Source organism: Pseudomonas sp. TMB3-21 (assembly GCF_054898145.1).
The window spans coordinates 1,611,606-1,633,549 of record NZ_CM142718.1 but is presented as its reverse complement, the minus strand read 5'-3'; the positions used below and the strand labels follow the sequence as shown (position 1 = coordinate 1,633,549).

Genomic DNA, 21,944 nt, shown 5'->3' with positions numbered 1-21,944 from the left:
TTACCAGCATCGAAGGAAACAGCCATGCAAAACCACACTGCGGACAGTGACAGTTCCGATCCCCTGGTGGAGAAAAATGATCAGGTCAACCTGATCAGTCGCGGCCCGCTGCTGCATGAGGTCGCTTCGCAGTTACTGCGTCGAATGCTCAAGGAAAGCTACCCCGACCTGAAGATTGATCCTGATAAAACAATGATCGGTTTCCCGCAGTGGCAAGTGGTCGATGGTCAGGTGGAAAAGGGTCCGCTCCTCTTCGAATCGCTGACGTTTGCGCTGATGCAATACGGCCTGGATGGCACGACGGCCGATTTCATTGAAGGCGAACAATTCCTGACCCTTGAGCCGCAGACCGAGGACCCGGTTCAACTGTCGGTGGGCATTGAGGACATCGCCAGGACGCTCAACCAAGCCGCCGCGATATTGTTCGTCGAGCTGCAGGACCGTCAGCTCAATTACTGGAACGCAACCAGCCATGGCCACATACGCTGGCAGGCGTTATCCAATTCGCTGCGCAAAGCGTTCAACGTCAAACAGGTCAAGGGCTGGGACGCCAACGAATGCGCCATGGCCCGTGCCATATTTGCCGACCCTGACAGAGAGACGCGCGCGAATGCCGCCACCGGTTTTACTGACCTCAAGGCGTGCCTGATCGATATCGATATCGTTGAAAACGGAAAAACCCGACACCTGCTGATGGGCGGCGCGCTGGTCGCACAGGCGACCTACGATGATCGCAAGCTCATCGTGATGTACACGGTCGATTACGGTTATGAGTCTTTCAGCACGCTGGAAAAGTTGGGCGATTCACTGCCTCAACGTCTTGATCGAGCCGAAGGTACCGAGCTGAAATGGCGCTTGTACGAGCCCGATGGCGACGTGTTCGATCACATGGCCCTCGCCTTGGTTTCATCGCAGATCGAGAGCATTGATTCGCTGGGTCATGCCAGTGAGTTCGCCGAATCGGCAGAGCCGGAAAGCGGCCTGGATACCGACGAGCAGGCGCATTACAAAACACTCGACGCGGCAATTCCGCAGTGGCTGCGCAAGGCGCTGCCCAACGACCTGGATGATTACCGCCGCTACATCACGGCATTGGGCAAACTGTACCGAGACCCCAAGCATCAGGTTGCCCGCCTCGAAATCCCTTCAATGGCGCGATACGCCCACCAAAAAATGAAGGACGCGATTATTGCCGACAAGCGTGCGGACGCCGCTGCAAAACTGCCTTGGGATCAGTTGCGCATCAAAATCACCAACAGCTTTACCGTCGACAACCTGGTATTACCCAACCCGCACGATCAGCACACTGAAACCCTGGCCGAATACGCGATGGAAAACGACGCGCCGTACATGGCCAGTCTTTCCTTCAAAACCGGTGAGAAAGTACCCGCCTGGTTGACGGCTGAATTTCTGACCGAGATTGCCGGCCAGGTCGACATCGGCAGCGCTTACCCCGCGTTGATCAAACGCCAACTGATCGATGATCCGCTGACCTCAAAACGCCAGGCGAGCTTGCACCGCGAACAACTGCATTCGCTGCTGCCGCTCAAGGCGCTGGAGGGAAAGATCAAGAAGGAGGCCGGCATCGACGAACAGGGCTACCAGATCATCTGCGAATGGATGGATGGGGTCGGCGAGGCAAACGACGACATTGCGCTCTATGCGCTGTCGATGACGCCGCAACATCGTCTGATCCGCTCAAGCGATACCGTGACCAACATGTACATCATCAGCCCGCGGGTCCGCCAAAACGCTCCATGCCTGCTGTATCGGCCGATGCAGGATACGCCGCTGATGCAATTCCCTTCGCGGCAGAATTTGCTGTATGCCCTGCACCAACCGGGTGAACTGCGCGATTCGATACTGGCGTGGCTGCCGAGCAAAACGCTGAGTTTCGAGTATTCGCAATACGTCTTCCCTACCGGATGGCCGTCGCCATGGCTGACCGTCGAAGAACTGGTCAATCCCACCCACCGCGCCGACCAGTTTGGCCGTGTGGTGCTGGATGGCGAGGAAATCACCGGGAACGTTCTCTCCGAGTTGTTCAAACGCAATGCGCAAGCGCTGGTCACGCTGGCGGACCGTCAATCGCAATCGAACGCTGAACGTCGTTGGACCTTATTGAAGGACAGCAGCTGGGCCTTGTTTGGGGCGGCGGCCAATTGCCTCAGCGGTGCGGTGGGTACTGCTGTCTGGGCCTGGCAAACCATCGAGCAGATTCAGCAAACCGTTGATGCTCATAAACGCGGCGACACGTTCGTGCAGTGGAAGTCCACGGCCGATATTCTGCTGGCGCTGGGCATTCTGCTCAGCCATCACGCGGCGATGCGGCACAAGGCGCTGTCCAGCAAGCTGCGGGGCGTTGCCGCACCTGTGGCGGAGGTCGCCACCTCCGAGCAGGAGATTATTGAACCGGTAAAGGAAGTTACCGAACCTGAGGCAGAGATCACTGAACCGGTGCAGGATATCTCCCAGCCTGTGAAAGACGTCACCGCGCCCTCCACGACGACTATCACGCTGGACCCGGACGCCTTGGTCGGCAAGCTCCCCTCAGCCCACGAACCCGCGGTGGACCCTGGCGCAGCGGTGCCAAGACGGACCCCGGCAGGACTGGTGGTTTATCTGGACTCCCTTCAGGTGACACTCACCGATCTCAAATCCGACGACGCGGCTGGCAGCCAGAGCGCCGCACGTTATCTGCACAAAGTGGCGGACAAAACCTACGCCCAGGTCGGCAAGCGCTGGTTCAATGTCAGTGTCAACGAGGATGCGGACGCAGATCCACAACTGCAAATTCTCGACCCGAAGAATTCGAAAATTACTGGCCCGTATCTGACCGCTGATCCCGACGGTCGCTGGGTGATGGATCTGCGTATGCGCTTGCGAGGCGCCGGGCCGACAGGTCGCCTCAAGGCTCTGAAAGCAGCCAATGAGCTGCGCAGAACCGAGCTGAAAAAAGAACTTCACCAGTTTCAACGCCGCAAGCTCAACCAGACTGATGAAGGCGGGACCGAGATTCAAAAGCAGGCTCAGGTGCGCAAGGCGCAGGCTGATTACGTGGCTGCGACAGACGAGAACCGCGACCAATTGTCGGCGACGTTTACAGAACAACTGGACGACTTGATCAGCGCGTATCAAAAGGCCCTCGAGCAATCGAAGGAGTGGCACAACCTGGGGGGAGGCCCTGGCTACATCAACGATTCACTACGGATGCATACCGAGTTACAAAAATACATTTCAATATGGTTCGCCGTTAAACGAAATGAATATGCCCTGGGCACGCGTCTGCTGCAGTCCGAAACCACAATCACCCAAGACACCAGGGACGCCCATGTCGTGCAGGTCAAGCACGTAACGGACCTGAGCGAGGCCATGGTCAAGAAACTTTCGATCTCACAGAAGGCACTAGACGCCCTGAACGCACTTGGAAGAGCCGGTATCGAACAAGCATCGAACATCCACAAGCTACTGCCGAGTTTCACTGAATGGGACCTCAAAGCAAACGAAATAGGCATCGCGCAGGAGCTGTGCATGGAGGAGCCGATAACTTCGGTGTTCTCGCACGCTCACGACCAGGTCGGTGACCTGCTCTACCGAGGCGCCGGGGCCGCACATCGGGTTTCGCAGCTGCTCAAAGGCACACCGGGGGAATCCACCCCGCAAGGTCAGGTTGAAGAACTCAGCGCAATAATCGACACGTTTGCCGACGTTGACCAGAGACTGGGCGATCTGCCGGAGAGCTACCCGGGTGCCTTTAAGCAATCTCAACTCGAGCATTTGCGCGGCCTGCTCGGCGCGTTCGCTGCACACGCGCAATCTTTGCGATCCTCGTTACTCGACGAAGACCAGATTGCCCTGCGGAAAGAGCCTTCACGGCCATCGACCTCGGGCGGATCTCGCCAAACGGTGAAAATCAGGAAGACCCGCCCGCGCCAACCTGCCAAAGAGGAAACAGCGCCCGAGGCTGCGGCGCCCATTGGCGCGATCGCCTTGGAAGTGCGGCAGCGACCCACTCCCACACTTGATGACAGAGACATCATCAGCACCAGCCTGAATCTGGTCTTGGAGGCGCCTGCATTCATAAAACGCACCCTGAAAGACGCTGATAAGCCCTCTCGTATCCCTGCGGACATGCAGGACATCTTCGATCAGCAAGCCAGCAAGCTTGAACAAAGCGCAGCCAGCGTCGATGAGATTCTGGCCCGCACCAAAGAATTTCCAGTGCACACCCTCGGGGAGGAATTGCGCGCCGCTGCGGTGACAATGCGTGAGTCTGGCATCAGTGTGCGCGCCAATCTGTACAAACTCAGGAAGCCCACCCAAAGCACCCTGCGCTGGATGCATGAGAATGGCCAAATCAAACTGCTGCGAGACAAAGGCCGGATCAAAACCAAACAGCTGGGCGACTATTTTCAGGAGTACCGGGTACTCGACAAGAAACATGACGACAAGGAGCTATGGGTCGCGCATTTCCATTACGAGAGCCTGAAAAGCCCGGTCGGTAATCCCACTGCGGCGCATTTGAAAATTGCCGACACATATTTGCAGAGCCTTACCGCGGAACAACAAAAAACCCTGACCACCTTCGAACCGGTGGACGGCGTGCTGCGCAAGATCAACGATGCGGATGTGCGCCAGTGGTTTTTTGACCTCGAACCGCCCGCCAGGAAATGAGCCATTGAACGACAGGCTTAGGTAAGCCAAACCCGGCGCAGTCGCTCAAGTGCTGCACTGATATCAGCCTCGCGCACCGCCGCAAACCCCAGGACCAGCCCTGCTCGCTGCTCCGGGGTTAGCGTCGAGTCCGGCAGCCAATAGCTGCTGAGCGGATTGATTTCCACGTCAACGCTTGCAGCTTTTTCAATCAGCTCCTGCTCTCGGGCCAGCGACTCGACCGCCACTGTCAGGTGCAACCCGGCCGCGACCGTCGGCAATTGGCCGACACCGGCAACGTCCTTCGGCCAACCACTCAACAGCCTGTTGAGCCGACTCAACGCCGCCCGGCGCATGCGGCGAATGTGTCGCTGAAAATGTCCTGTCGCCATGAATTCGGCCATCACCGCCTGAGTGCTGACCTCCGAGTGGCGCATGTCCACCGCTCGGCGCTGGGTAAAGGCTTCCACCAATGCGGGGGGCAACACCAGATAACCAAGCCTCAGCGCCGGGAACGCAACCTTGCCAAATGTGCCGACATACAACACGCGACCCTGCTGATCGAGCGCAGCCAATGGCGCCAGCGGTGCGCCGCTGTAACGGTATTCGCCGTCGTAGTCGTCCTCGACAATCCAGCCCTGATTACGCTCCGCCCAGGCCAGCAATTCCAGGCGTCGCGCCAGGCTCATGACCACACCGGTCGGGTACTGATGAGACGGCGTGACGTAGGCCAGTCGGCAGCCACTCAAGGCGTTGAGCTCTGCGCAACTGAGGCCCTCGGCGTCTACCGCAACACCGTGCAATGTTGCTCCTGCCACAGCGAAGGCATGGCCCGCCGCTCGGTACCCTGGATTCTCGATCGCCACCCCATCCCCAGGCTCTACCAGCAGCTGTGCACAAAGGCTTATTCCCTGCTGCGCGCCACTGGTGATCACTATTTGTTCAGCCGTGCACTGCAGGCCACGGGAGCTGCGCAAATACGCGGCAATCAGATCGCGCAAGCGTTCATCACCGGCCGGATTGCCGTAGCACAACATCTGCAAATCGGGCTTTCGCCAGAAAGCCGCATTCAGCTTGGCCCAAACGTCGAATGGGAATAAATCAAATGCCGGCACACCGACCCGAAAAGCGCGAGGCGGACCACTGGGAGGCAGGGCTAAATGGTTGTTTTTAATCCGGTCGAAACGCTCATTGTGGATAACTTTACTGGATGGAATCACAGGTAAATCCAGCCAATTTGTGGATAAAGCTGTGGATAAGCCTGTTGAAAACCCTGTGGATACTTTTGTGGATAGTTTTTTTGCGATGGGTGAGGTTTGCGGCAACTGGGCGACGTAAGTGCCATCACCGATCCGCCCTTCAATGAAGCCCTCGGCGTAGAGTTGGTCATAGGCCCGGACCACGCTGTTGCGCGAAATGCAGAGTGCGGCAGCCAGGTCGCGACTTGCCGGCAATCGTGTGCCGCTGACCAGCCGGCCATCCAATACCCGAACTCGCAAAGCCTGGTACAGCTGACGACTCAACCCTTGGCGACGATCCAGTTCGATGCCCGCAGGATTGAAGGACAGGGAAAGCGAGGTATCAGCCATGGCATTGGACCTACGAAATTGGCGGTTAATGGCTCTTACAACAGACCAATAGCCTGCCTAGGATGTGTGCATTCGCCAAGGGAAATCTCCATGTATACGCCAAGCAGTTTCGCCTTCAATGACTTGCATGAACTGCATCAGCACATACTTGGCACTCGCCTCGCCGTGTTGGTCACGCACGGTGAAGATGGGCTGCAAGCAAGCCATCTGCCGCTTCTGCTGAATCCTGATGAAGGTGCCAAAGGCACGCTTTACGGTCACTTCGCCCGCGCCAATCCGCAGTGGAAAGCCTTGCAGCAAGGCGCCGAAGCTATGGTTATTTTTTCCGGTGCCGACGCTTACATTACGCCGGCGTTTTACCCGGCCAAAGCCGAGCATGGCAAAGTCGTACCGACCTGGAATTACGTCGCCGTTCATGCGTATGGCACAGCCGAAGTGTTCACTGACGCGGACCGCTTGCTCCAGCTTGTGAGTGCGCTCACGGATCGTCACGAATCCGCGCGTGACCAGCCATGGAAAGTCGCCGATGCTCCGGCTGATTACATCGACGGCATGCTCAAGGCCATCGTCGGTTTTGCCCTGCCGATCCAGCGCCTGGAAGGCAAGCGCAAACTCAGCCAGAACCGGAGCACTGCAGACATTGCCGGCGTGCGCGAGGGGCTTGCTGCCAGCCCCGATGTGCACGATCAGGCACTCGCCCACTTGATGCGTTAGAGGATCGAACATGAATCAGATCGACATTCGCCAGGTCAGCGGCGATGACTACGCCGCCTGGTTGCCGCTGTGGCAAGCCTACCTGCGTTTCTACAACACCGAATTGCCTGAAGCCGTCACCCAAAGCACCTGGCAGCGCATGCTCGACCCCAACGAGCCGACTCACGCCGCGTTGGCCTGGGCTGGCGATGAGGCGGTGGGCATGGTGCACTTCATCTACCATCGTTCGAACTGGAGCATCGAAAACTCCTGCTACCTGCAAGACTTGCTGGTGACGCCTGAAACGCGCGGCACCGGCGTGGGGCGGCAGTTGATCGAATACGTTTACGCCACAGCCAAACAGGACGGTTGCTGCAAAGTCCACTGGCTGACCCACGAAACCAACGCTACCGCGATCCAGCTCTACGAGCGCATCGCCGAACGCCCTGGTTTCATCCAGTTTCGTAAAGGCCTCTAAGGTTCAAGGAGAACACCATGTCGACTTCCCTCGCCGACTGGAAAGGCGCCCCGGCGCCGTCGGTAAAAACGATCGAAGGGCGTTTCATCCGCCTGGAAAAATTAGACCCTGCGCGTCATGGCGACGATTTGTGGAATGCCCTGCAAGGTCCGGGCGGCGATCCGAAGCTGTGGGACTATCTGCCTTACGGTCCTTTCCCGGAACGTCAAGGTTTCAACGACTGGCTGAACAACCATGCGGCGAGCAGCGATCCGTACTTCTTCACCGTGATCGACCGTGCCAGCGGTGAAGCGCAAGGGCTCCTCAGCCTGATGTCGATCGTGCCGTCCCAAGGCCGCATCGAAATCGGCCACGTGACCTTCGGTGCACCGATGCAGCGCTCGCCAAAAAGCACAGAAGCGGTTTACCTGCTGGCGAAGGAATCTTTTGCCTTGGGTAACCGGCGTCTGGAGTGGAAGTGCAATAACGGCAACGCGCGCTCCAAATATGCGGCCGAGCGGTTGGGCTTCAGTTTTGAAGGTGTGTTTCGCCAGCACATGGTGGTCAAGGGACAGAACCGCGATACCGCGTGGTATTCGATTCTGGACGCGGAATGGCCGGCGATTGGCGCAGGGTTTGAACGCTGGTTGAGCGATGAGAACCAGACGAGTTCGGGACAGGTTAAAACGCTGGCCGAATGCCGCGCCTGAACGATTGTTCCCACGTTTCTGGCGTGGGGAACCCTTGCGCTAAGGCTATGCCATTAACTGAAATCGCGCCGAATCCGCACGACGCCCATCTTCAAGCCAAAAGGACGAAACACCGAATTCAACGATTTCAACGTCTGATTCCCTTCGCCATGTTCGATATGCACCAGGGTGCGTACCGAGATTTTGCACATTTTGGCGAATTGGCTTTGATGTAAACCCGTAACCTCGACACGCAAGCGCCGCACCGCCTCGCCAATCTCCAGCGTGCCCTGGGCCAGCCCGTCCTGGATGCTTTCGATCACTAATGCGCGGGCGTCGATGGAGAGAGTCATTTCAGCCCCCAGTGCTGCATTCGTTGGTCGAGGTTTCGCAAGGCAATCGCAGGATGGTTCAGCGTGGCTTCGGGCAGGCCACTGGCTGAGAGAATGTCCGGCAACGCCAGGAAGCGGCGCGCGTCGTCGCGCAGACCTTCGAACAACGCCTCTGGATCTCCGATCATCGACAATGCTTCGCAGACGGCGCGCCATTTCACCTCGCCGCCCACTTCGAGGTCCTTCGACCATTTGGTCGTCCGGGTCACGCCCTCGTCGTCCATGACCATCGGTGCCAAATCGTAGATGGGGGCAAGACGCACACTGCTTTCCTCGCGAATGATGGATATGTTGCGGCCGTGATTGTCGGAGTTGCCGAGAATTTTATTGAGCAAATCACGACGCAGATAATCGGCGATCAAATCAGGGATCTGCTCGGCCTGTCCTGCTTGTTTCCACAGGCGTGCCAACAGCTGGATGACTTCCATATGGTCCATATAGCTGCCCGGGACGGTCACACCGGCGAGCGAGTAAACCGACTCAACGGCTAATCGCTCAACGCCTAGCGGGCTCACCGTGCGATCAAAGCGCTTCATCCAGAGACTGGGCTTGGTAGCCTCTTCCAGGGCAAGGCCATCCGCAGCCACTGTCTCGATTCCGAGTGTGTGCAGCGCTTTGTAGTAATGGAACTCGCTTTTAAGGATGGTCTGGTCCATCTGGGTTGCCCGGTTACGGGCAAATTTCACAAACCAGTGCTGTGCGACCTGATCATCTGACAGGACTGCGTCTGGATACAGCAACCCGTCGCGAGCTTGCGCCATAAGCAATTTCGGCGCTTCTCCCCCCGCCCCGGTTGCGCCACCGATTGCAGCGCCCTGCTCGTAGGCGTACTCCAGAAAAGAGTTGTCCCGCGCGATGACCTCCTCGCGACTAAACCCCATGACGGCCCGGTCATCCAAAGCCTCGATGGATTCCTTGACGCGCAGATGGCCGATGGGTGCAGGCGTGGATCGTCCCAGCAGAAACAAATCGGCGCTAAGGTCCTCAGGCTTATCCTGTCCAAGGCGTGCCATGAGAAAGCGCCGGGCCGCCCCCGCAGGCGCGATATCGAACAGGAAGGCAGGCGCTTTCTTCAGCGAAGTGCTGTCCCAGTCCAATGGCAACCTGGCACTGACTGCCTTGCAAAACGGCAGATCAATCGATTCCAGATGATTGGCGATGTAGTCAGTCTTGTAGCCGATTCGGCAAGCGCCTTCGAAGCCCTTTTCCGGCTCGACGAATATCAGCGTCATTGCGTCTGACCATTGTCGGTTGGCATACGCCTGCAACGTAAGTGTGTACATTTTTAACCGCCCCACATTGCGCCTTGGCTTTTTAACAGAAATCCCCGTACGCAATATAGTGCATAAAATAATCTTCTGCAGTTTTAGAAATGCAAAATAATGCGTAAATCACCCATTTCACCTTTGAAAAATGCATTTAAATGCAGGGATGAAACTTTCAACAGACATCAATCTGTAAACACCTTCCGCTATACAGGACGCCCCGCTTATAACAAAAAGGCTGTTAGCTCATGTCCTTCTCGCCCCATCGTCTCGCGCTGACCATCGCTCTTTTGGCGAGCGCTTCAGCCCATGCCAAAACCGTGCAAATCGACACGGCCACGACTGCCGCGCAAACACTCGGCGGCAGCGACTCGCTGAAAATTTCGGCACCCGGCAGCATCACCAACAGCGGCAAAACCGTGAGTCTGAAAGACAGCACCAGCGGCGTGGGCGTGGTGATCGATAACGCGGGCAAGATCGTTTCCACAGGCGGGCGGGCGATCGACAGCAGCGGCGACCTTACCAAGGCCCGCAATTACAGCATCTACAACCGCGCTGGCGGGCAAATCCTCGGCGCTAACGATGCGCTGCGCATCGACAGCAATTTTGTCAGCGGCGCATTGTTGATCGATAACAGTGGCGTGATCCGCTCCAGCACGGGTCAGGGCCTGGACCTTGATGCGTTGCGCAGTGACGGCGCCACCACCACGATTATCAACCGTGCAGGCGGACTGATTCGCGGCGAGGCCAGCGACGGCATGAAGACCGGCGCCAACGCGAGCATCACCAACCATGGCGAGATTTCGACCGGCGACTCGCGCAGCGCCGATGACAAGTTCGACGGTATCGACATCGACACCGCGACCGGTGTGAACGTGACCAACTACGGGACGATTTCCGGCGGTCGGCATGGCATCACCACCGACCTCGGCGCCACCCTGACAAACTACGGGACCATCACTGGCCGCAACGGCTCGGGCTTCGGCTCCGACGGCGACGGCACGGTGATCAACCACGGCACCATCACCGGCGCCTACTCCGGTCTGCAAGCCAACGGCGACGGCGATGGCGTAGACATCGACAACCTCGCGCACATCGAAAACTACGGTGTCATTCAGGGCATCGGCGCGGGTGGCGTGGACAAGGGCGGCTTTGCCAACGGCAGCGAAGGCATCGCCCTGGGCGGTGGTTACGTATTGAACGCCAAGGACGCGCTGATCAGCGGCGCCACCAGTGCGATCCTGGTCGATGACGGCAGCGGCGGCGCGAGCATGGCAGCGACCACACTGGAAAACTTCGGCACCATTCAGGGCCTCGACGGCTTCGGCGTGAAGCTGGTGGGCGAGTACGACGACCGCGTCATCAACGGCGGCACGATCAGTGGCAGCAGCGGCCTGGCACTGGATCTTGGCGCTGGCGACGACGAGCTTGCATTGCGTAGCGGCAGCCGCTTTGTCGGCGTGGTCGACGGTGGCACAGGATACGATCGCGTGGTGATGGCTGACTCGGCCGGCGGCAGTTTTGCGGCCAGCCGACATTTCGAATGGCTGGAGGTTAGCCAAGGCGCATGGACACTCACCGGCCAAGGCGACTTCAGTGACGGCGGCGCGGTGCGTAATGGCGCGACCCTGATCAATCAGGGCGGGGTTGCCGGCGATCTGACTGTCGACTCGGGCGGCGTGTACGCCGGCGGCGGGTCGGTGGGCAATCTTCTGGTCAATGGCACCCTGCGCACCGATACCCGGCTGGGCACGGCGACGGTGGTCGGTGACCTGACCATGGGCAGCGGCTCGACCCTGGCCTATGGCGTCAACGCCGACGGCAGCAGCGCACCGATTCAGGTGGGCGGCGTTGCCAGCCTGAATGGCGCAACACTGGCGGTGAATCCGGGCAGCGGAACCTGGCCGTGGCAGAGCCGCTACACCGTGCTGCAAGCCGCGAGCATCGACGGCACTTTCGGCAGTGTCACCAGCGATTACGCGTTCCTCACGCCGACCCTCGCCTACACGCCCACCGAGGTCGACCTGACTTATACGCGCAACGACATCGCCTTCAACCAATTCGCTAACACCGCCAACGGCAGCAGTGCGGCGAACAGCCTGGCGTCGATGAGCAAGAACAATGCGCTCTATAACGCGTTGCTCAATACCACCAGTGCCACCGCCGGCAACGCAATCGAACAATTGGCCGGCGCGAGCAACGCCAACCTGACCAGCGCAACACTGAGTGCGAGCAGCCAGATCGGTGGCAGCATGCTCTCGGCGATGCAGCAGATGAGTACCGGCTCAGGTTTGCTGGCAGGCCTCGATCAACACGACACGCCAATGCTCGCAGCCACCGGCGTACCCTCCGACGCGCGCAACCTCAACGATCCCAACGCTCGGGGTCGGCTCTGGCTGCAAGGCATTGGTGGCTACGGCAAGCTTAATGGGGAACACGGCAGCAGCGGTCTGGAACAGCGCACAAAAGGCAGCGTGATTGGGGCCGATTGGGCACTCGATCCGCAATGGCGTCTCGGGGTGCTCGGCGGTTATTCGAAGACAGATCTGGACGCCACAGGTGTCGATGGCAACGTCGAGAGCTGGCATGCCGGCGTTTACGCCCTGCGTCAGAGCGGCCCGTATGCCTTGCGTCTGGGTGCCGCCTGGAGCGGTCATCAGGGTGAAAGCAAGCGCACGGTCGCCTTCAACGGTTTCAGCGATCGGCCGAAGGGCGATTACGACGCCGACAGCCAGCAAGCCTTTGCCGAGCTCGGTTATGCGATGGGCAGCGGCCGCCTCAGCGCAGAACCCTTCGCCAGCCTCGGCTACCAGCGGTACCACCGCGACAGCTATCAGGAAAAAGGTGGATCTGCTGCGTTGCAGGTCGACGGGCAAACCCAGGACAACTTCAACAGCACCTTCGGCGTACGGCTGGCGCACCTGAGCACCCTTGAGAATGGCATGAGCCTGACCCCGCGCATGACGGCCGGCTGGAAGCATACGTATGGCGATGTCAGCAATTCGACGCGTCAGGCGTTTGTGGTCGGCGGCACAGCGTTCAGCGTGGACGGCAGCTCACTGGATCGAGACAGCCTGGTGCTGGAGGCCGGAGTCGATCTGGCCATTTCGGCACGCCATTCGGTGGGCGTCGGCTACAGCGGTGAGCTCGGCAGCAACAGCCGCAATCACGGGTTGATCGGGCAGTGGCAAATGAGTTTTTGATTGTACGAAAAGTGCTCATGCGTTGATGGGGCGTAGGTAATTGCTGCGCTCCATCATCAGTAAAAACCATCGTCGCGCCGCAACCTGCACTTTTTCTGCAAAACAGTTCGACAAAGCCTGCGCGGGTCACAGAACCGGCTGACATCAGCGCAAAACGCCTTCTTTTAGAGTTTGGCCTCCTGTCCACAGAGGCCAAATTCGATGCCCGTTCAACATAAATACCGTCCCCATCATCTTGCTCTGGCGATCGCGCTGGGGGTGGGTTGTGCTGATTTTTCGCTGGCTCAAGAGATGCCAAGCGATACCGTTTCCGCTGCCGTAACTCCAGAACAGCTCTTGGGGCAACTGGATGAGTTCATCAAACATGCCGACACTGTTTCATTGTCGATCAATAAACCAGCAGAGGGTGAAAACCGGACCTTCGGAGAAGAAAACCATTTGGTAACAGTTGCAGCCAAAGGGAGCATCACCGGGTTCATAGACGGCGGCGGCGGTGATAATTTTCTGCAGCTCGATACCACGACCGGAGGAACGCTGGACGACAGTCGCAACTTCGAAGGACTGGAGGTCAAACGCAACACCTGGACGGTGAAAAGCTCTGGCGATTTCGCCACCGGTGTTCTGGTACGTCCAAAAGCGACCTTGATCAACGAGGGTAATCTTGCCGGACTCGCGTTGGTTCAAGGTGCACTGATCAACAAAGGCACAATCGCCGGCGCCGTTATCGTGGATAAAAAAGGCGTGTACGCAGGCGATGGCGATGCAGGCTCAATGGAGGTAAATGGCAAGGTTCATGTGGGTGGGGTGAACGGCGCTCCCACGGTTAAGGGTGACTTGAACATGACAAAATCCGCAGTACTGATTTACGAGGTGGGTGCCGACGGTTCAAGTAGCACGATGCAGGTCGACGGTACCGCCCGTCTCGGTGGCGCCACGTTGAACATTACCGCTCCCAAAGACTTATCGCTGGCAAGCCAGCACAAGATTCTGGAAGCGGAACAATTAGAGGGTAAGTTCGGAAAAGTCGTTAATGATCTGGCTTACCTTAAACACGAGATTACCTACCCAGGCGCGGCAGTGCAGCTGACTTTTGTACGTAACGACGTCCCCATCGAAAGCATGGCTACCTCCGATAACGCACGTGAGTTAGGTGAAAATATCGAAGAGCCGACTCATGCGGCTCAAGTCCAGGAAGTGCCTGAAAATACGTTAAACATCGTCGAATTGCCGATTTTACCTACCGACGACACCCCCGCCATTGTGGCTGTGCAAACACCCGTTATCGAACCGGATCAACCTGTCTTGCCTGCCGTAGTAATTGCACAGACGGTAATCGTCGAAGCATCTCAGGATGTCACCGCAGATGCGCCCGCTGTCGTCATAAGCGCCCCTGCCACCGCTGAACCGTCCGCTGAAGCCGCAGCGCAAGCCGCCGTCGCTCAGCCCGTCGTTGTTCAACCCGTCGCAGCTCAACCCACATCCGTTGCTACCGCTGCCAACCCCACTGCCGCCACACCGAAGCCAATCGCCACAGCCAAAAATGCCGCAATCGCCGCCCTGCTCCGCAGCGACAAACTCACCGCCTCCCGTGCACTCGAACAACTGGCCGGCGGCAATACCGCCAATCTCGCCAAAGCCACCCTCAACAGCGACGCTCCCATCGGAGCGTCCATGCTCTCGGCCATGCGCCAACTTGACCGAACCTCTAATAATTTCGGCGCGCGCAATGCACCACGTCTCGCCGCCGGCAGCGAAGACACCGGCAGAGTCTGGCTGCAAGCCCTGGGCCATGGCGGCACACTCGACCGCGACAGGGACGCCTTGAAGCATTCCAGCAGAGGTCTGGTGTTGGGGGCGGACTGGAGCGTCGGCGAAGCATGGCGCCTGGGGATGATCGGCGGTAAATCCGACACGCGTCTGGACAGCCGTGGACTCGATGGTGATCTCGACAGCTGGCACTTGGGTGCTTACGCGCTGCGCCAAAGCGGGCCTGTCTCGCTGCGCCTCGGCGCCGCTTACAGCAAGCACGACGCAGCCACCAAACGTCGCGTTGCCTTCAACGGTTTCAGCGATCGTCTGAAGGGCAGTTACGACGCCAACACCCAACAGGCATTCGCTGAACTGGGTTACAAATTGGACATTGCCAGCACCAGTGTCGAGCCATTTGCCGGCATCGGCTACCAACGTTATCAGCGCGACAGTTACACAGAAAAAGGCGGGGCCGCCGCTCTGCAGATCCATGGTCAAACGCGGGACAACATCAGCAGCACCTTCGGCCTGCGTCTGGCGAAGCTCAACATACTGGATAACGGCATGCAGCTGACTCCACGGATGAGTGCCGGCTGGAAGCACACCTATGGCGAGCTCGACAATCAGACGCGCCAGCGGCTGGTTACGGGCAGCCGTGACTTCACGGTCTCGGGTGCGGCGCTCGATCGCAACAGCTTGCTGGTGGATGCCGGGCTGGATCTGGCTGTATCGGCAAGCCATTCGCTTGGCATTGGGCTCAACGGCGAAGTCGGCACAGACAGTCGAAACCAGGGTGTCACGGGCCAGTGGCGGATGAGCTTCTAACCGGTCCTCCACAAACCGCGGGCGAAAAAAAAGGGGAGCACATGCCCCCCCGAGGTTTAAAGCGGTGTATCGAGGCTGTTAACTCAGCCTTCGATCTCGATCAGGATCTCGCCCGGGTTGACCCGGTCGCCTTTGGCCACGTGAATGGCGGTGACTTTGCCAGCGATGGCGGCCTGCACTTCGGTTTCCATTTTCATGGCTTCGGTGATCAGTACAGCCTGGCCAGCCTTGACCATGTCGCCCTCGCTGACCAGCACATCGACGATGTTCCCCGGCATGGTCGTGCTGACGTGGCCCGGTGCAGTGGCTTGCTTGCGCTTGCTGCTGCCGCCGCTGACAAACTCGTTGAGTGGCTCGAACACCACTTCTTCCGGCATGCCGTCGATGGACAGATAGAAGTGGCGCTTGCCCTCAGCCTTGACGCCAACACCGGTGATATCGACGCGGTAGGTTTCACCGTGGACGTCGATGACAAATTCGGTCGGGACGCCTTCGCCACTGGCGGAGGTCACCGCGCCGGCTTCCGGAATCGGCAACAGCACTTCAGGGGTCAGCGTGCCGGCAGCACGCTCTTCAAGGAATTTACGCCCGATGTCCGGGAACATGGCGTAAGTCAGCACGTCCTCTTCCGACTTGGCCAAGGCGCCGATGTCGGCACGCAGCTTGGTCATTTCCGGCTTGAGCAGATCCGCCGGACGGACGTCGATCACCTCTTCGCTACCTATCGCCTGACGACGCAGTTTTTCATTCACCGTGCCCGGCGCCTTGCCGTAGCCGCCCTGCAGATAAAGCTTCACTTCGTTGGTAATGGTCTTGTAACGCTCGCCGGCCAACACGTTGAAAAATGCCTGGGTGCCGACGATCTGCGAGGTCGGGGTCACCAACGGCGGGAAGCCGAGGTCTTCGCGAACACGCGGAATTTCCGCGAGCACTTCGCTCATGCGGTTCAAGGCGCCCTGCTCTTTCAACTGGTTGGCCAGGTTGGAAATCATCCCGCCCGGTACCTGGTTGACTTGCACGCGGGTGTCGACGGCGGTGAACTCGCTTTCGAACTGGTGATACTTCTTGCGCACGGCGTAGAAATACAAGCCAATCTCCTGAAGCAGTTCCAGGTTCAGGCCGGTGTCGAATTCGCTGCCTTTGAGGGCCGCGACCATCGACTCGGTGCCTGGGTGACTGGTGCCGGAAGCGAAGCTGGAGATGGCGGTGTCGATGTGATCGGCGCCGTTCTCGATAGCTTTGAGCTGGCACATGGTGGCCAGGCCGGCGGTGTCGTGGGAATGAATGAACACCGGCAGCGACTGCTCGCTTTTCAGAGCCCTGACCAACTCACCGGTGGCGTACGGGGTCAGCAGGCCGGCCATGTCCTTGATCGCAACGGAGTCGCAGCCCATGGCTTCCATTTGTTTGGCCTGCGCCACGAACGCGTCGATGGTGTGAACCGGGCTGGTGGTGTAAGCGATGGTGCCTTGAGCATGTTTGCCGGACGCTTTCACCGCTTCGATGGCAACACGCAGGTTACGCACGTCGTTCATCGCATCGAAAATACGGAACACGTCGATGCCGTTGACTGCTGCCTTGGCGACGAAAGCCTTGACCACGTCGTCGCTGTAATGGCGATAGCCAAGCAGATTCTGGCCGCGCAGGAGCATTTGCAAACGCGTGTTAGGCAGTGCGGCGCGCAATTGGCGCAGGCGCTCCCACGGGTCTTCTTTCAGGAACCGGACGCAGGCATCAAACGTCGCGCCGCCCCAGCATTCCAGCGACCAGTAGCCGACTTTGTCGAGCTTGTCGCAGATCGGCAGCATGTCTTCGGTGCGCATGCGGGTGGCGAGCAGCGATTGGTGGGCGTCGCGCAGGATAGTGTCGGTGACGTGGATTTTCTTGGACATTTTGTTATTCCTCACAGGCCTGCGTGGGCGGCGATGGCGGCGGCGATGGCCAGGGCCAGCTCTTCGGGTTTGCGCTTGATCGAGTAGTTGGTCAGTTCAGGGTGGGCTTCAACGAAGCTGGTGTTGAACTGACCGCTACGGAATTCCGGGTTGCGCAGGATTTCCTGGTAATACGCGGCGGTGGTCTTGACCCCTTGCAGACGCATGTCGTCGAGGGCGCGCAAGCCACGGTCCATTGCCTCTTCCCAAGTCAGTGCCCAGACCACCAGTTTCAAGCACATGGAGTCGTAGAACGGCGGAATGGTGTAGCCGGTATAGATCGCGGTATCGGTGCGCACGCCAGGGCCGCCGGGCGCGTAATAACGGGTGATCTTGCCGAAGCTCGGCAGGAAGTTGTTTTTCGGGTCTTCAGCATTGATCCGGAACTGCAAGGCGAAACCACGGTGCTGAATGTCTTCCTGTTTCACTGAAAGTGGCAGGCCGGAAGCGATGCGGATCTGCTCACGGACGATGTCGATGCCGGTGATTTCTTCTGTGATGGTGTGCTCCACCTGCACCCGCGTATTCATCTCCATGAAGTACACCTCGCCCTCGGCGAGCAGGAACTCCACGGTGCCGGCGTTCTCGTAGCCGACAGCCTTGGCCGCACGCACCGACAGGTCGCCGATGTAGGCGCGCTGTTCCGGAGTCAGTTGCGGGCTCGGGGCAATCTCGATCAGCTTCTGATTGCGGCGCTGGATCGAGCAATCGCGCTCGAACAGGTGCACCACGTTGCCGAAGCTGTCGCCGAGGATCTGCGCTTCAATGTGTTTGGGATTGACGATGCATTTTTCGAGGAACACTTCCGCCGATCCAAATGCCTTGGTGGCTTCGGAAATGACCCGAGGGAAGGCTTGTTCGAGTTCTTCGCGGCTGTTGCAACGACGAATGCCGCGGCCGCCGCCACCCGAGGTGGCTTTGAGCATCACCGGATAACCGATGCGATCGCCCTCAACCAATGCCTCTTCGATTCCTGCGACGTTGCCTTCAGTGCCCGGTGTGACCGGCACGCCCGCCTTGATCATGCTGCGGCGCGCTTCGGTCTTGTCGCCCATCCGGCGAATCACTTCTGCCGATGGACCAATGAACTTGATGCCGCGCTCGGCACAAATGTCTGCAAGCTCGGCGTTTTCCGAAAGGAATCCGTAGCCGGGGTGCAACGCATCGCAGCCGGTTTCCACGGCCAGGTTCACCAGTTTGCGCGGGTTCAGGTAACCGGCCAACGGGTCGGCACCGATGCTGTGGGCTTCGTCCGCACGCTTCACGTGCAGGGCATGGCGGTCGGCGTCAGAAAAAACCGCGACCGAGCGAATGCCCATCTCGGCGCAGGCGCGCACGATTCGTACGGCAATCTCACCACGGTTGGCGATCAGGATCTTTGTTATCACTTGGAGTTTCCCTTGAGCCGGTGGCACCCACGACCTGCTAGACCAGGTCGACGCGTGACTAAATGTTTCGATTTAGTCGCAGCTCCACACTAGCCCTCACAAGGGATTAACAAAAATGAATAATAATTGGGTCAGCCATAAGTAAAGACTTATAGTCGACGCACCAGACTGGTTCGGAAGCCTCCAAATATGCGTAAGTCCTTGATGCGTATGACATTGCGTCAATTACAGATCTTCAATGAGGTCTGTGATCTGAGGTCTTATAGCCGTGCAGCCGAAGAAATGTCGCTGACACAACCTGCCGTCAGCTTGCAGATTCGTCAACTCGAAGAGCTGATCGGTCAGCCATTGTTCGATTATGTGGGCAAAAAACTCTACATGACCGAAGCGGCGGAAGCCCTGCAGCGTGCGAGCCGAGACATTTTCGGGCGCCTCGAAAATCTCGACATGCAGTTGTCGGACATGCAGGGTTCGTTACAGGGTCAATTGAAACTGGCGGTCGAATCCAGTGCCAAGTATTTCGTCCCACATCTGTTTGCTGCCTTCAAACGCCAGCACCCGGAAGTGAACCTGCATCTGACCGTGGTCAATCGCGGACAGGTCATCCGGCGGCTCTCTGACAATCGCGACGATCTGGTGATCATGTCGATGGTGCCGCAGGACATGGGGCTCGAATTTTTGCCATTTCTCAATAACCCGATCATCGCCGTAGCGCCGCCGGATCATCCGCTCAGCCACATGGGACCGTTGCGCCTGCAGGATCTGGAACCCTATACGTTGCTGCTGCGTGAACCGGGCTCCGGCACAAGGTTGGCCTGCGAAGAATATTTCAAGGAAAAGCGCGTGCACTTCACCCAGACCCAAGAGGTCGCATCGGCGGAGGCGCAACGTGAATGTGTGCTGGCGGGTCTGGGCCTGGCGCTTCTGACGCGCCACGCCCTGAACCTTGAGTTGGCGACCGGCGCGCTGATTGAGCTGCCGGTCGAAGAGCTGCCGTTGTATCGCAGCTGGTGCCTGGTGCAAGCCAAGGCGAAGCGGCTGTCACCGGTCGCGCATGCGTTCCTGGCGTTTATCCGCAGCGAACGCGTGCAGATCAGCGCGCTGGTTGAGCGCTTCGACGGGAAGTTACCGGTGCTGCCTGCCAGTAATTGAGTTGCAGATCGTCAGGGTAATCGCCGATCTCGGCCAGCAGCTGGCGGCGTTCGCAACGATCTTCGATCGCGCGGCGAAACTCCATGCGGCGCTGATCTTCCTGCTGACGACGGGTTTTGACAGCGCTGTTGCGTTCTTCGTAGGGCTGGGCCATTTCGAGTCTCCCAAGGCGATTACGGGAGTTTCAAGATAGGCGCTGGAGATGACGGTTTGGTAGCGGGTGAGTTACAGACAGATGAATGTTTTTGCCATGGCGATATTTATTGTGGCGAGGGGCTTGCCCCCGTTCGGCTGCGCAGCAGTCGCATAATCTCTGGGGCTGCTGCGCAACCCAACGGGGGCAAGCCCCCTCGCCACAGTAACTGTCTCGTCACACGTCAGTCATCCAGCGCTTTCACCGATTTGGGCGACAAACGCAAACTGCGCAGGCTGCGCTTCACACTCTTCAGGTGATTGACCAGGCTCGGCCCGCGCGCCATGGCCACACCCATCGCCAACACGTCGATTACCACCAAGTGAGCAATCCGCGACGTCAACGGCGTATAGATTTCAGTGTCTTCGTGCACATCGATCGCAAGATTGACAGTGGACAACTCGGCCAGCGGCGTCTGGCTCGGGCACAGCGTGATCAGCGAGGCGCCGCTTTCGCGTACCAGATTGGCGGTGATCAGCAGGTCCTTGGAGCGCCCGGACTGGGAGATACAGATCGCCACGTCGGTCGGTTTCAGCGTCACTGCCGACATCGCCTGCATGTGCGGATCGGAATACGCCGCAGCGGTCAGCAACAGCCGGAAGAATTTGTGCTGGGCGTCCGCCGCTACCGCTCCAGAGGCGCCAAAGCCATAAAATTCGACGCGTTGCGCCTGAGACATGAGCGTAACGGCGCGCTGCAACTCCACCGGATCGAGCCGCTCGCGGACCTCCATCAGGGTATGCAGCGTGGTGTCGAAAATCTTCAGGCTGTAGTCGGCGACCGAATCGTCTTCATGGATCGCAAACTGGCCGAAGCTCGCACCGGCCGCGAGGCTTTGCGCCAGCTTCAGTTTCAGGTCCTGAAAACCGGAGCAACCGATGGCGCGACAAAAACGCACGATGGTCGGTTCGCTGATGCCCACGCTGTGAGCGAGGTCGGCCATGGAGCTGTGCATCACCGCCGCCGGATCAAGCAGCACGTGGTCGGCGACCTTGAGCTCCGACTTGCGTAACAGGTGGCGTGACTGGGCGATGTGTTGCAGCAGATTCAAGGGTTGGACTCTTTGTTATTGGCAGGTGCCGGGGATGTAGCACGCTTGTAGTTATACTACATGAATCGGCATTTTGCCTGCTCAATACGTAACCAATCCCTAGAGCCGCCGTGCGCGGGCCCTCATGTAGCGCAACGGAGCAGTATCCAGGGAGGCACCTCGCGCTTATCCGGCATCAACGCTTCAAACAAACTAACTACCTATTATCAAGTCAGACTAAAACTCTACACCCGAAACTTACAACACACGGCTTTACAATTGGAACGGTAAAACTTTCACAACATGGAAGTTGCTTCAGTTAGACTACACCTGCAGGACGCAATCAACTTAATTATGGAGCTACACCTTATGAGTATTAAAACCAAAAACTGGGCTGCACAAATCAATCGCATGCCCGGCGACGCTTTTTTCCGTACGACCGGGATTGTAACCGTAGCGAACCCGGGCATTACGCCAACCCTGGTTTTCTGCCCGATCCAGGACAAATCTTTCGATCTGCGCTTGGAGTTGAAACTTGAAACTTCCAGTGAAGTAGCTTTGCAAGTAGTGACGGAAAAACTAGTCGAATACAAAGTACCGGGCGACTCTAACGTCTCCGGTGTAAGTATCTTCTATAAAGGCAAACTAGTTCATCACATCGACAAAGTTGACGTTACTAACTAACCGCCATTGCCTTCCCACCAACTGGCGGGGAGGCTTTAACTCGCAGTATTG

15 protein-coding genes are annotated in these 21,944 nt (G+C 58.4%); 8 read left to right on the top strand and 7 right to left on the bottom strand.

Annotated elements, in window-relative coordinates:
* The first annotated feature begins 24 nt into the window (after positions 1-24).
* Positions 25-4,674 (top strand): dermonecrotic toxin domain-containing protein, encoded by a 4,650-nt coding sequence (locus ACYZTS_RS07545; protein WP_461995084.1) that lies wholly within the window; start codon positions 25-27, stop codon positions 4,672-4,674.
* 17 nt (positions 4,675-4,691) lie between these two features.
* On the opposite strand, the gene pdxR is transcribed toward ACYZTS_RS07545, so the two are convergent.
* Positions 4,692-6,242 carry a MocR-like pyridoxine biosynthesis transcription factor PdxR gene (gene pdxR / locus ACYZTS_RS07540; RefSeq protein WP_461995082.1) on the bottom strand — a complete coding sequence of 517 codons (1,551 nt, stop codon included), beginning with the start codon at positions 6,240-6,242 and terminating at the stop codon, positions 4,692-4,694.
* A 90-nt stretch (positions 6,243-6,332) separates the two neighbouring features.
* On the opposite strand from pdxR, the gene ACYZTS_RS07535 reads away from it, so the two are divergent.
* The 3 genes from ACYZTS_RS07535 to ACYZTS_RS07525 are packed head-to-tail and all read left to right on the top strand — an operon-like array spanning position 6,333 to position 8,102.
* Positions 6,333-6,956 carry an FMN-binding negative transcriptional regulator gene (locus tag ACYZTS_RS07535; RefSeq protein WP_461995080.1) on the top strand — a complete coding sequence of 208 codons (624 nt, stop codon included), beginning with the start codon at positions 6,333-6,335 and terminating at the stop codon, positions 6,954-6,956.
* 10 nt (positions 6,957-6,966) lie between these two features.
* Entirely contained in the window at positions 6,967-7,413 is a 447-nt protein-coding gene (locus tag ACYZTS_RS07530) for a GNAT family N-acetyltransferase (protein ID WP_461995078.1), read from the top strand.
* A gap of 17 nt (positions 7,414-7,430) precedes the next feature.
* Positions 7,431-8,102 carry a GNAT family N-acetyltransferase gene (locus tag ACYZTS_RS07525; protein WP_028620408.1) on the top strand — a complete coding sequence of 224 codons (672 nt, stop codon included), beginning with the start codon at positions 7,431-7,433 and terminating at the stop codon, positions 8,100-8,102.
* 53 nt (positions 8,103-8,155) lie between these two features.
* Here the strand turns inward: ACYZTS_RS07525 and ACYZTS_RS07520 are convergent, their stop codons facing one another.
* On the bottom strand, positions 8,156-8,434 hold the full coding sequence (locus ACYZTS_RS07520; RefSeq protein ID WP_028620407.1) for a helix-turn-helix domain-containing protein: 279 nt from the start codon (positions 8,432-8,434) through the stop codon (positions 8,156-8,158).
* Complete coding sequence (locus ACYZTS_RS07515) at positions 8,431-9,756, bottom strand: type II toxin-antitoxin system HipA family toxin (RefSeq protein WP_461996372.1); 1,326 nt, start codon at positions 9,754-9,756, stop codon at positions 8,431-8,433. The genes ACYZTS_RS07520 and ACYZTS_RS07515 overlap by 4 nt, the downstream gene beginning before the upstream one ends.
* Before the next feature lie 230 nt (positions 9,757-9,986).
* On the opposite strand from ACYZTS_RS07515, the gene ACYZTS_RS07510 reads away from it, so the two are divergent.
* Entirely contained in the window at positions 9,987-12,941 is a 2,955-nt protein-coding gene (locus ACYZTS_RS07510) for an autotransporter outer membrane beta-barrel domain-containing protein (RefSeq protein WP_461995075.1), read from the top strand.
* 201 nt (positions 12,942-13,142) lie between these two features.
* Positions 13,143-15,515, top strand: a complete 2,373-nt coding sequence (locus ACYZTS_RS07505; RefSeq protein WP_461996370.1) for an autotransporter outer membrane beta-barrel domain-containing protein — start codon at positions 13,143-13,145, stop codon at positions 15,513-15,515.
* A gap of 83 nt (positions 15,516-15,598) precedes the next feature.
* On the opposite strand, the gene oadA is transcribed toward ACYZTS_RS07505, so the two are convergent.
* Positions 15,599-17,407 (bottom strand): sodium-extruding oxaloacetate decarboxylase subunit alpha, encoded by a 1,809-nt coding sequence (oadA, locus tag ACYZTS_RS07500; RefSeq protein WP_461995073.1) that lies wholly within the window; start codon positions 17,405-17,407, stop codon positions 15,599-15,601.
* Between the two features lie 11 nt (positions 17,408-17,418).
* Complete coding sequence (locus tag ACYZTS_RS07495; protein WP_028620402.1) at positions 17,419-18,834, bottom strand: acetyl-CoA carboxylase biotin carboxylase subunit; 1,416 nt, start codon at positions 18,832-18,834, stop codon at positions 17,419-17,421.
* 204 nt (positions 18,835-19,038) lie between these two features.
* Between ACYZTS_RS07495 and ACYZTS_RS07490 the strand changes: the two genes are divergently transcribed.
* Positions 19,039-19,986 (top strand): LysR family transcriptional regulator, encoded by a 948-nt coding sequence (locus ACYZTS_RS07490; RefSeq protein ID WP_177326937.1) that lies wholly within the window; start codon positions 19,039-19,041, stop codon positions 19,984-19,986.
* On the opposite strand, the gene ACYZTS_RS07485 is transcribed toward ACYZTS_RS07490, so the two are convergent.
* Together ACYZTS_RS07485 and hexR are read right to left on the bottom strand one after the other, a co-directional pair.
* On the bottom strand, positions 19,928-20,140 hold the full coding sequence (locus ACYZTS_RS07485; protein ID WP_081832425.1) for a PA3496 family putative envelope integrity protein: 213 nt from the start codon (positions 20,138-20,140) through the stop codon (positions 19,928-19,930). The two genes, ACYZTS_RS07490 and ACYZTS_RS07485, sit on opposite strands and share 59 nt — an antisense overlap.
* A gap of 223 nt (positions 20,141-20,363) precedes the next feature.
* Positions 20,364-21,230 carry a transcriptional regulator HexR gene (gene hexR, locus ACYZTS_RS07480; protein ID WP_028620399.1) on the bottom strand — a complete coding sequence of 289 codons (867 nt, stop codon included), beginning with the start codon at positions 21,228-21,230 and terminating at the stop codon, positions 20,364-20,366.
* A 348-nt stretch (positions 21,231-21,578) separates the two neighbouring features.
* On the opposite strand from hexR, the gene ACYZTS_RS07475 reads away from it, so the two are divergent.
* Complete coding sequence (locus ACYZTS_RS07475) at positions 21,579-21,893, top strand: hypothetical protein (RefSeq protein WP_461995070.1); 315 nt, start codon at positions 21,579-21,581, stop codon at positions 21,891-21,893.
* Positions 21,894-21,944 lie beyond the last annotated feature (51 nt).